Annotated in this window: 10 protein-coding genes and 1 riboswitch; of the genes, 3 read left to right on the plus strand and 7 right to left on the minus strand. The window is 60.4% G+C overall.

Features of this window, described 5'->3' with window-relative positions; translation table 11 throughout:
- Window positions 1–99: 99 nt before the first annotated feature.
- Window positions 100–963, minus strand: coding sequence for a class II fructose-1,6-bisphosphate aldolase (fba, locus tag WMO44_RS10280; protein WP_005920439.1), 864 nt, complete (start codon window positions 961–963; stop codon window positions 100–102).
- A gap of 489 nt (window positions 964–1452) precedes the next feature.
- On the opposite strand from fba, the gene WMO44_RS10285 reads away from it, so the two are divergent.
- Genes WMO44_RS10285 through WMO44_RS10295 form a run of 3 tightly spaced genes read left to right on the plus strand, consistent with a single transcriptional unit; the run spans window position 1453 to window position 5315 of the window.
- The gene (locus tag WMO44_RS10285) at window positions 1453–1827 is read left to right on the plus strand and encodes a hypothetical protein (protein WP_349152526.1); all 375 of its coding nucleotides are present in this window, start codon (window positions 1453–1455) and stop codon (window positions 1825–1827) included.
- Complete coding sequence (gene rlmB / locus WMO44_RS10290) at window positions 1755–2561, plus strand: 23S rRNA (guanosine(2251)-2'-O)-methyltransferase RlmB (RefSeq protein ID WP_154265637.1); 807 nt, start codon at window positions 1755–1757, stop codon at window positions 2559–2561. The genes WMO44_RS10285 and rlmB overlap by 73 nt, the downstream gene beginning before the upstream one ends.
- A gap of 42 nt (window positions 2562–2603) precedes the next feature.
- Entirely contained in the window at window positions 2604–5315 is a 2712-nt protein-coding gene (locus WMO44_RS10295; RefSeq protein WP_349152527.1) for a cell envelope biogenesis protein OmpA, read from the plus strand.
- A gap of 66 nt (window positions 5316–5381) precedes the next feature.
- Here the strand turns inward: WMO44_RS10295 and WMO44_RS10300 are convergent, their stop codons facing one another.
- The 6 genes from WMO44_RS10300 to thiW all read right to left on the minus strand — a co-directional run bounded on the left by WMO44_RS10300 (window position 5382) and on the right by thiW (window position 10771).
- The gene (locus WMO44_RS10300) at window positions 5382–6767 is read right to left on the minus strand and encodes an alanine/glycine:cation symporter family protein (protein WP_349152528.1); all 1386 of its coding nucleotides are present in this window, start codon (window positions 6765–6767) and stop codon (window positions 5382–5384) included.
- A gap of 257 nt (window positions 6768–7024) precedes the next feature.
- Entirely contained in the window at window positions 7025–8335 is a 1311-nt protein-coding gene (thiC, locus tag WMO44_RS10305; RefSeq protein WP_349152551.1) for a phosphomethylpyrimidine synthase ThiC, read from the minus strand.
- A 224-nt stretch (window positions 8336–8559) separates the two neighbouring features.
- Window positions 8560–8724, minus strand: a complete 165-nt coding sequence (locus tag WMO44_RS10310) for a hypothetical protein (RefSeq protein WP_349152529.1) — start codon at window positions 8722–8724, stop codon at window positions 8560–8562.
- 69 nt (window positions 8725–8793) lie between these two features.
- Window positions 8794–9432, minus strand: coding sequence for a thiamine phosphate synthase (gene thiE, locus WMO44_RS10315; RefSeq protein ID WP_097778854.1), 639 nt, complete (start codon window positions 9430–9432; stop codon window positions 8794–8796).
- Window positions 9419–10240, minus strand: a complete 822-nt coding sequence (gene thiM, locus WMO44_RS10320) for a hydroxyethylthiazole kinase (RefSeq protein ID WP_349152530.1) — start codon at window positions 10238–10240, stop codon at window positions 9419–9421. The genes thiE and thiM overlap by 14 nt, the downstream gene beginning before the upstream one ends.
- A gap of 15 nt (window positions 10241–10255) precedes the next feature.
- Complete coding sequence (thiW, locus tag WMO44_RS10325; RefSeq protein ID WP_015536868.1) at window positions 10256–10771, minus strand: energy coupling factor transporter S component ThiW; 516 nt, start codon at window positions 10769–10771, stop codon at window positions 10256–10258.
- Window positions 10772–11034: 263 nt separating this feature from the next.
- A riboswitch (TPP riboswitch) is annotated at window positions 11035–11143 on the minus strand.
- Window positions 11144–11370 lie beyond the last annotated feature (227 nt).

The raw sequence follows: 11370 nt of genomic DNA on the forward strand, positions 1-11370 counted from the left end.
AAAAAAAAATAAAACGCGGCCCCGCCGCACTGTGCATAACAGTGCGGCGGGGCCGCATACTTTATTGGGTGGTGTACCGGTTACGATACGAGCTTCTGCTTAGCCCTTGCCTGCGCAGCCGAACAGCTCGATCTTCTCCTTGCACTTGGCCTCGATGGCCTTTGCGCCGGGAGCCAGCAGCTTGCGGGGGTCGAAGCCCTTGCCCTGCTGATCCTTGCCCTCTTCGATGTACTTGCGGGTGGCCTCAGCAAACACCAGCTGGCACTCGGTGTTGATGTTGATCTTGGAAACGCCCAGGCTGATGGCCTTTGCGATCATCTCATCGGGGATGCCGGTGCCGCCGTGCAGAACCAGAGGAATGTTGTTGGTGGCCTTGTGGATGCGGTCCAGAGCCTCGAAGTCCAGACCCTTCCAGTTTGCGGGGTAGACGCCGTGGATGTTGCCGATGCCGGCAGCCAGGAAGTCGATGCCCAGAGCGGTGATCTTTGCGCACTCCTCGGGATCAGCAATCTCGCCAGCGCCTACAACGCCGTCCTCAACGCCGCCGATGGAGCCGACCTCGGCCTCAATGCTCATGCCGTGAGCGTGTGCCAGAGCAACCAGCTCCTTGGTCTTTTCCACGTTCTCCTCGATGGAGTAGTGGCTGCCATCGAACATGATGGAAGAGAAGCCGGCCTCAACGCAGGCCTTGCAGCCCTCGTAGGTGCCGTGATCCAGATGCAGAGCAACGGGAACAGTGATGCCCATGGAATCGACCATGGCGCTGACCATAGCGGCAACAGTCTTAAAGCCGGTCATGTACTTACCTGCACCCTCGGAAACACCCAGAATGACGGGGCTCTTCATTTCCTCGCAGGCGGTCAGGACTGCCTTGGTCCACTCCAGATTATTGATGTTGAACTGCGGCACACCGTAGTGGCCATCGCGTGCCTTGAGCAGCATTTCGGTTGCATTTACCAACATTATTCATTACCTCCAAAAATTATCGGGGTTCCGGCTCTGCCACACACCGCATTGTGCATGGTTTAACAAGCCCACATGGTTAGTATACCCCAAACTGCGCCTAAAATCAATCCGAACAGGCGCTTTTTCTTGCATAGAGCTGCTGTGGAACGGGTACGGCACAAAGCAGCTCCAGCGGCTGCATCAGAAACTTATCATGCTTAGAGACAAAAATCCATATACGCCGCAACATCTGCCTTGTGCTTGGATGAAGTGGGTTTTCAACGTATTTTAACATTCGTCAAAATGATGTTGGAGGAAATTGCAAAAACGGACAATTTCCGGTTCAAAAAATTGTCATAATTCCGACTTGAATTTTACAAATTGTAAGACTTTTGCTAAGATATGGGGGAAGCTGTTGTTGAAAACTCGGTGGAAACTGTTTAATTCCACCCGGAAAACAGGCGCTGCGGCTGGACTTTTGCACACTTTCCACGGAGTTTTCAACTTGTGGAAAAACTGCGGAACGTTTACGGAATGTATAGACATTTTTTGTGGAAAACTTTTTGCCTTGGCAAAACAGCAGAAGTGTGCCGTGCCGCCCGGGCAGCAGGCAAAACATTTTTACAGATGCCCAGTCCGGCCGGAAAGACGCTTTCTGTCGAAAAAATTTTAGGCGTCGAGGGAATAAAATCCCGGCAATTTGTGGCGAAGCCGGACGAGATATGGTATACTTTATTTTGGATTATCATAAACAAAATAAAACGCTCCGGTGCGGCGCAGACCGCCCGGAACGGAAGGAGCATAAAAAGATGGAAGAACGTAACCAGCCGCGCCGTCCGCGCCGCGATGCAGAGCAGCCGCAGCAGAAGAGCGAGAGCCTGATCTATGGCAAAAACCCGGTGACCGAGCTGCTCAAGAGCGGTTCCGGTGTGGACACCGTGCTCATTGCCGAGGGGATGGCCCCGGCAGTGGCGGCATACTATACAGCACTGGCCAAAGAGGCCGGCGCAACGGTCAAGCGGGTGCACCCCAACAAGCTGCGCCTGATGACCGGCACCGAGAGCCATCAGGGCGTGGCAGCCTTTGCCAGCGAGATCGAGTACGCGACCGTGGAGGATTTGCTGGCAGCAGCCAAGGCCAAGGGCGAACCGCCCTTTCTGGTGCTGAGCGACGGCATTGAGGATCCCCACAATCTGGGCGCAGTCATGCGCAGCGCATTGCTGTGCGGCGCCCACGGCATCGTCATCCCCAAGCGGGGCGGCGCGTCCGTCACCCCCACCGTCATCAAGTCCAGCGCAGGCGCTGCCGAGCGTCTGCCGGTGGCGCGGGTGGCCAACATCGGCGAGACCATCCGCCGTCTGAAGGAGCAGGGCGTGTTCGTCTATTGCGCCGACATGGACGGTGTGTCCCTGCGCAAAAATAACCTGACCGGCCCCATCGCGCTGGTACTGGGCAGTGAGGGCAGCGGCGTATCCCAACTGGTCAAGAAGCTGTGTGATGGCGTGGTGCGGCTGGATATGGCTGCACCCGGCACCGGCGTGGACAGCTATAATGTTTCGGTGGCAGCTGGCATTATCCTGTACGAGATCCAGTCGCAGCGCGCCGTAGAAGAATAAAACAAGCGGTAAACTCCATCCAGAACAGTGGGAGGAACAAGGATGCCGAACAATAAAAATGAACGCAAGGGCAATCAGGCGGGGGAGCTCTCGGCAGAGGAGCGTTTCCGCAACTTCTTCAGCACCAGTGTGATCGATCTGCCCGAGGAGATGACCCACCGGGACGAGCCTGCTCCGGTGGAGGAAAAGCCTAAGGCCGGGCTGCTGGGCAAGCTGTTCGGCCACGACAAGGAAGAGACGCCCGCCCCCGCACAGCCGGTGCTGGAGATCCCCACCGGTGAGATCCTGCTGGGGGCAGATGCAAAGCCGGTACAGCCGGAGCAGGAGGACATGGCGCTGGAGCTGCGCACCGCAGACCCTGTTCCGGTAATGCCGATGCAGCCCGCCCGCCCGGAGCCTGTCAAGGCCGTCCCGGCAGAGCCTGTGCCTGCACCCAAGGCGGCTGCTGCCGGGAAGCCACAGCCGAAAAAGCCTGCACCCCAGCCGGAGCTGCAGCCTGTTGCGGCCCCCCAAAAGCAGCCCAAGGCGAAGAACGCCCCGGAGACGCTGCTGCCGCAGGAGGAACTGGAACAGCGGGAGATGCAGCAGCTGAAGGATATGCTCAACGGCATGAGCGGCAAGGCAAAGCCTGCCCCGCAGCCCGCAAAACCTGTGCAGGCAGCGCCGCAGCCCAAGGTGCAGCCTGCGCCTGCACAGCCCGCCGCAGAGCCGGAGAAAGCCCCGGCAAAGGCAGCACAGAAGCCTGCCGAGGAGCTGCCGTCGGCGGTGTTTGCCAGCGTTCCGGCAGACCCGGAGACACTGCCGAAAAAGCCTGAGAAAAAGTCGATTTTCCAGATGTTCGGCACAGCAGAGGACGAGAAGCCCGCTGCCCGCAAGCCGGAAAAAGAGGATACTATGAGCCTGCCGCTGCTCCCGCTGGAGCAGGACGGCGCTCCTGCTGATGAAACAGTGCCCGCACCGGCAGCCGATGCAGCTGTGACCCCGGCACAGCCGGAGGACGCACCCGCAGCAGAAACCGCTGCCCCTGCCGAGGACACTGTGCCGGAATCCACCACCGACAAGCTGCACCACATGGCCGCAGAGCTGACCTTGCGCTGTGTGCTGGCGGGCATTCTGGCTGTGGTGCTGCTGCACCTTGGGCTGATGGCAGAACGTCTGCTGCCGCCGCTTTCGGTGCTGGACCCGGACGCTGCCCCGGCGGCGTTCTATGCCGCCAATCTGCTGCTGTTTGCCGCCAGCCTGTTTGTGGGCTACCCGGTGCTGCGGGACGGCCTGACCGGCTTGCGCGGCCGTCCCAGTGCAGACACCATGCCCGCGCTGGCTGCTGTGGCAGCGCTGCTGCAGGCAGTGGTGGCCATGCTGAATGCCAACGCCTACCGCAGCACCGAGGGCATCGGCCTGCTGACCGGTATGGCAGCGCTGGGGCTGTTTCTGGCGCTGGTGGGCAGCCGGGTAATGCTGGCTGCCGTGCAGGGCGGCTACACGCTGGCGGCAGAGGGCGGCGAAGTGCGAGGCGCTTACCGCACCCGCGATAAGGACCTGATCCGCGCCCTCGCCCGGGATCTGGAGCAGAAGGACCCGTGGGTGCTGCTGAGCCGCCCGGTGCAGACCGCCAGCGATGATTTTGTGGAGCAGAGCCTCAGCGAGCGCGCCAGCGAGCGTCGCGCCCGGAAGGTGGCCTGTATCCTGCTGGCGGCAGCAGTCCTCAGCGGCGTGGCCTTCCTGCTGTTTGGCGGCGGGATCAACTGCGCCGTGGCTGCGGCTGCTGCCGTGCTGTGCATGGGCGCACCCCTTTCTTCGGTGCTGGTGCCTGGGCTGGCGGCGCTGCGGCTGCAAAGAGCGGCTGCCGCTGTGGGCGCTGTGGTGCCCGGCTGGGCAGCCATTGAGGAGCTGGGCGGCATCGACACCATTGAGCTGGACGCCGATGACCTGTTTACCGCCGACAGCGTAACGCTGGAGGATATCCGCATCTTCAAGGGCGGCCGCATCGACCGCGCCATTCTGTATGCGGCAAGTGTGCTGAACGAGAGCTGCGACACCCTGCGCGGGCTGTTCAGCCAGATCATCGAGGACCGCACCGATATCCTGTTCCCGGTCAAGGATCTGGAGCAGCACACCGGGATGGGCTTCTCGGCATGGTGCGACAATAACCGCATACTCATTGGCACCCGCCGCTACATGGAGCAGGAGGGCGTGACCCTGCCGGAGCAGGACTACGAGGACAGCCATTCCAAAAACGGTGAACTGCAAATTTTGTATCTGGCAGTGTCCGGCAACCTGCACGCCATGTTTGTGCTGCGCTATGTGGGCGGCCGCAATGTGGCACGCAGCCTTGCTTCTCTGCAAAGGGAGAACATCCGTCTGCTGGTCACCAGCAAGGATCCCAGCCTGACGGCGCGGCACATCACAGAGGCGTACCATCTGCCGGAGGGCATGGTTACCGTGCTGGATGGCGAGCAGTGTCAGGCCATTGAAGCCGCTGATGCAGCCCCGGAAAAGCCTAAGTGCTGCTTGTACCACCACAGGGGCTTTGCCAGCCTGACCGGCGGCTTGCAGGCCGCAGATCAGGCACAGAATGCCGAGACAAGCGCCACAACGGTGCAGCTGGTGTCGGTGTGCTTCTCGGTGTTCATTGCAGTGCTGCTGACCTACGCGGGCAGCATCTGGCAGCTGTCCATTGCCACGGTGCTGATGTATCAGGCCGCATGGAGCGCCTTGAGCATCGCCGTCTGCGCCCTGAAGCAGCATAGCTGAAAGTTTTAGCATATCACAAAACGGGCTGTTGCACAGAACCTTGTGCAGCAGCCCGTTTTTGTGATCTTATTTTATTTTCTTGCGCATTTCGTAGTCGTTCAGGGCGGTCAGCGCCTCGCCGGAAAGGGGAACGAGCGCCAGCATATTGAAGATGGTCATCAGTCCGATGCCCACATCGCCCAGATCCCACACCACGGTGTAGGCCTGTGTGCCGCCGATTAGCAGCATGGCCAGCGTCAGCAGCTTGTAGGCAGTCTGGCTCCACCAGTTGTCGCCGCACAGGTAGGCCACATTGCCCCGGGCGTAGTACAGTACCCCCAGAAAGGTGGAGAAGCTGAACAGTGCTAAGATCACCGCAATGAACACGATGCCAAAGCTGCCCAGATGGTACTGCATGGCAGTCTGTAAAAGATCCATGCCGGTCAGCCCGGCGGTGATGTCCTGCGGCACCAGCAGCATCAGAAAGGCGGTGCAGCTGCAGATGACCACGGTGTCGATCAATACGCCCAGCGCCTGCACAAGCCCCATCTTTACCGGGTCGTCGCACTCCGCAGCGGCAGCAGCGCAGGGGGCAGAACCGCTGCCCGCCTCGTTGGAGAACAGCCCGCGCTTGACACCGTTCATCAGCACCGCGCCAAAGCCGCCTGCAGCCACCTGACGCAGGCCGAAGGCCTCGGCAAGGATGCGTGCCAGCACGGCGGGCAGCTGCCGGAAATTCAGCACCACGATGCCCACCGTGATGACAAAGTAGCACACCGCCATGACCGGCACGATGAAGTCAAGGCTTTTTACGGTGGCGTTCTTGCGCAGCACGATCAGCGCCGCCAGCAGAGTGAGCACCACGGTGGTAGCCAGCGGCGGGACGTGAAAGGCGTTTTCAAAGGCGGAACTGACCGAGTTGGAGATGACTTGGCTGATGCCGCACCAGCAGATCAGACCAGACACCGCAAACAGCACCGCGCACACGGAGCGCTTGAGCTTTTTGCCCCGTTTGCGCTCGGCCAGCACATGCAGGTAGTAGGCCGGGCCGCCCCGCCAGCCGCCGTACAGCGGGTCCGGCACGCGGTACTTCTGCGCCAGAGTGGACTCCACAAAGGAGGTGGAAGCACCCAGCAGCGCAGTGACCCACATCCAGAACACCGCGCCCGCACCGCCCGCCGAAACAGCGGCCACCACGCCCACAAGGTTGCCCATGCCCACCCGGGTAGCGGTGGAGATGACCAGTGTCTGGAAGGAGGAAAGCCCGCCCGCAGTCTGCTTTTTTTCGCACACTGCGCCGATCATATCCCGGAACAGCCGCACCGGCAGCAGCCTTGTGCGCAGGGTAAAGCCGATACCGGCTGCAAACAGCAGCACCACCATAAAGGAGATACCAATGCCGCCCGCCACCGGCAGGGTGAACAAATCGCCCCACAGCAGGCGGTAAAGTGCTTCAATCAAATCAACTATCAAGAAAACAGCCTCCTGTACTTTTGAGAAATAAAGTTGTTACTTCATTATAGTACAGCACAGAAGAATTGTAAAATCTAAAATATTGATAGAATAGATTGACCAAACTGAACGCAGTGCAGCAAATGCAAAATAATAATTCCACTGAATATGCCGCAGCTCGGCAGCGGAGGGCATTTAAATCGTCCTACAAAAAAGGGACTGCCGCACGCTTGTGCAGCAGTCCCGGAGGAAGAAGCGCCTTTCAGCGCGGGAATAGCTTACAGGATATCGATGTATTCACCGGCCAGTGCCTTGTTCATGCTGCGCACGGCGCAGAACTTGCCGCACATGCTGCAGGTGTCGCTGTGGTCGTCCTCGGGCAGGCGTGCATCGCGGATGGCCTTGGCGGTCTCGGGGTCCAGCGCACAGGCAAACTGTGCATCCCAGTCCAGTACGCGGCGGGCATCGCCCATCTTGTCATCGATGTCCCGGGCATGGGGGATGCCTTTGGCAATGTCGGCGGCGTGGGCGGCGATCTTGGAGGCCACGATGCCCTGCTTTACGTCCTCCACATTGGGCAGTGCCAGATGCTCGGCGGGGGTCACATAGCACAGGAAGGCCGCACCGCTGGCGGCTGCCACTGCGCCGCCGATGGCAGCGGTGATGTGGTCATAGCCGGGGGCGATATCGGTGACCAGAGGTCCCAGCACATAGAAGGGTGCGCCCATGCAGATGCTCTTCTGCACCTCCATGTTGGCGGCGACCTGATTCAGGGGCACATGGCCGGGGCCCTCCACCATCACCTGCACATTGTGCGCCCATGCGCGCTTGGTCAGCTCGCCCAGACGCACCAGCTCCTCGATCTGGCACACGTCGGTGGCGTCAGCCAGACAGCCGGGACGGCAGGCATCGCCCAGAGAGATGGTCACATCGTGCTCGGCGCAGATCTCGCAGATCTCGTCAAAGTGCTCGTAGAAGGGATTCTCGTTGCCGGTCATGCTCATCCACGCAAACACCAGAGAACCGCCGCGGCTCACGATGTTCATCTTGCGCTTGTGCTTGCGGATCTGCTCGATGGTCTTGCGGGTGATGCCGCAGTGCAGGGTAACAAAGTCCACACCGTCCTCTGCGTGCAGGCGTACCACATCGATGAAGTCCTGTGCGGTCAGCTCGGCCAGATCCCGCTGGTAGTGGATGACTGAATCATACACCGGCACAGTGCCGATCATCACCGGGCACTCGTGGGTCAGCTTCTGGCGGAAGGGCTGGGTGTTGCCGTGGCTGGACAGATCCATAATGGCCTCTGCGCCCATGTTCACGGCGCTCATCACCTTCTGCATCTCAATGTTGTAGTCCTTGCAGTCGCGGGAGACGCCAAGGTTCACGTTGATCTTGGTGCGCAGCATGGAGCCCACGCCCTCGGGGTTCAGGCAGGTGTGGTGCTTGTTTGCGGGGATGGCTACCTTGCCCTCGGCGACCCACTGGCGGATCTCCTCGGTGGTGCGGTATTCCTTTTTGGCTACGATCTCCATCTCCGGGGTGATGATGCCCTTGCGGGCGGCATCCATCTGGGTGGTATAAGTCTGCATACGCTGTGTTCCTCCAAATGATAGTTTATCTCTGAACAGCAGGGTGCTGGTCATGCATTGATGCAGGGGAGCCTGTGTGCCGGGAGCTTTCTCCTCGGACACGAGTACGGGTTGCGGCACCCAGCGGATGCTTCGTGCATTGAGCAGCACTCGCATCCTGCTGGCCGCTGCCCCAACAGCAACTTCCTGTTTCCGCCACTGGCGGCGGTCGTTGCTGTTGCAGGTCATTCCATCGCCCGCCCTACTGCCTGCGGCAGCAGGGTCCCACCCCAGCGGACGGTCCTCGGAGAAACTCCCGACCCGCAGGCAAGGGTGGCAGACAGGTAGCCGTCATTCAGAAAAAACAGTACGCTCTGGATGCCGGCACCTGCGCAAAATACGCTTTTCATGTTGGTTTTCTCCATGAATTTTGTAACGCGGCCCAAGGTGGTGCCCCCGGTTTGCCGCGGGATGATAGCTTACTTTATGATCTGCTCCGAAAGGGCGCGCAGTTCGCGGCACTCGGCCTCGATGTCCTTTGCGGCAAAGATAGCGCTTACCAACGCCACACCGTCCACGCCGGTGCCCTTGAGCTGCAGGATGTTCTCCTTGTGGATGCCGCCAATGGCCACCACCGGCACATCCACGGCGTTGCAGATGTCCAGCAGGGTCTGCCGGGGCATCTCGCTTACGTCCGTCTTGGTGTGGGTGGCAAATACCGCGCCTACGCCAAGGTAGTCTGCGCCGTGCGCCACAGCGTCCAGCGCTTCCTGTACCGTGTGGGCAGATACGCCGATCATCACGCCCTCGCCCACGCGCTGGCGCACCTGTGCAGCGGCCATGTCGTCCTGACCCACATGGATGCCCTCGGCGTGGCACTGCAAGGCCACCTCCACGTTATCGTTGATGAACAGCGGCACACCGTATTGCTGGCACAGGGCGTGGATCTGGATGGCTTCCTGTAAAAAATCGGCGTCGCCCAGCTGCTTTTCCCGCAGCTGTACACAGGTGGCACCGCCCTTCAGGGCACTTTCCACCTGCTGATACAAGGTCTGCTCGCCCACCCATGCGCGGTCGGTCACCGCGTACAGGAGCATGGTGTGTTTATCGCACTTCATAGTTTGCGCCTTTCTCCAGCTGATCGGGAGTCATGTTGTAAATGGCATCAATGATGTAATTGCGGTAGGTGGCGTTGCCGTCCTGCGGGGTGAGCCGCTGGTGGGCAATCTCGCCCGCAAGACCCATGGCGCACACCGCCGCAGCGGCGGCCTCCAGCGGCTGGCCGGGGTTAGCGGTGACAAAGGCCGCCGTCAGGGCAGAGAGTTGACAGCCCGTGCCGGTGATGCTGCTCATCATGGCGTTGCCGTTGCGGATGCAGTAGGCCTTTTGTGCATCGGCCACGATGTCAATAGCGCCGGTAATGGCGATTACCGCGCCGGTGCGGGCGGCAAAAGCCTTGGCAAAGGCCACGGCGCTGTCCAGATTTTCCTCAGTCACCTTGTCGGCTACGTCTGCATCCACGCCCTTGGTGGTGCCCGCGCCGGAGGCAAGGGTCTTGATCTCCGAGATGTTGCCACGGATCACCGTGAACTGCACCTCCCGCAGCAGGCGGAAGGCGGTGTCCGTGCGCAGATGGGAGGCGCCGGCACCCACCGGGTCCAGTACCACCGGATGCCCCAGCTGATTGGCCTTTTTGCCCGCCAGCAGCATACTGGTGACGGTGCGGCTGTTCAGCGTGCCGATGTTGATGTTCAGCCCGCCGCAGATGGCGGTGATCTCCTCCACCTCGGCGGCATCATCGGCCATGATGGGGGAGGCACCGCAGGCCAGCACCATGTTGGCGCAGTCGTTCACGGTGACGTAGTTGGTGATGTTGTGGATGAGAGGGCTGCGGCTGCGCAGGTTCTCAAAGGCGGTTTTGAGCATTCCCGGCACCTCCGCTCAGGAAAGGCTGTTCTGCATGGAGCGCAGAGCGCCGGAGCGCTGCAGGCTGAACACCACTGCACCGGCGATCACCGCACCCACGGCGGTGGAGATGAGGAAGGGCACGATGTAGGCGTAGAAAGCGATGTCCGCAGCGCTCTTGCCCATCAGGAAGATGGCCACGGGCCATGCGCACAGGCCGCCCAGAATGCTGGTGCCGAACACCTCACCCACCACGGTGGCAATCAGGTTTTTGGTCTTGTGGTATGCAAGGCCACACAGCAGCGCACCGAACATACTGCCCGGGAAAGCCATCAGGCTGCCCAGACCCAGCAGATTGCGCAGCAGGGAAGCCACAAAGGCCACGCCTACACCCCACCAGGGCCCCAGCAGAACGGCGCACAGCACATTGACCATGTGCTGCACCGGGGCGCACTTGCTGCCGAACATGGGAAAGCTGAACACGCTGCCCACCACGCACAGGGCACAGAACATACCGGCAAGGGCAAGCTTTTTGACAGAGAGATTCTTCATGATAAATTGGCTCCTTTTCAATCATCTGCGGCAGCGCAGGATGAATACCGGCGCTCCCGCAACAAAACAGCCCGTGCCCGCCACAAGGCGGGAACAGGTACGGAAGGTGCGGTCGAAACTTACTGGTTTCCTCTCACGCCGGAACACGGCTTCCCATCGCTGCATTCATCCAAGGCTCAGGGCGCTCCCCCTCAGCCGGCTGCGGAACCTCCGCAGAGGCACAAAAAAACAGGAGGGGCCCGGCGCGGCTCCTCCTGCAAAAAATCATAAAGGGTATGACTTCCTACGGCGGCATTATCCGCATCAGGTAAAAGGGTCGAAGCTTGCTATACTTCCTCTCAGCCCGCTGCACGAGCTCCCCTGTGTTTGATTGTGACTGTTATTTTACACCTCTTTCCCCAAAAATGCAAGAGGGAAGGGGGACGATTTGGAATGGCCTCCGCTTGCGCTCTGGCCATCTTCAGCGGAAAGATTATTTTTATTTCGCGTTTGTCGCGGCCTGCGGGAACTTGTCGGGGCAAAGCCCCTCCATCTGCTCACGCAGACCGCTCCGCCGCTTGAAAGCCCCACTGGGGCTTTCATTGCTACGCAACCGCGGC

The sequence above is a fragment of the Faecalibacterium tardum genome, from assembly GCF_040096515.1.
Classification (GTDB): domain Bacteria; phylum Bacillota; class Clostridia; order Oscillospirales; family Ruminococcaceae; genus Faecalibacterium; species Faecalibacterium tardum.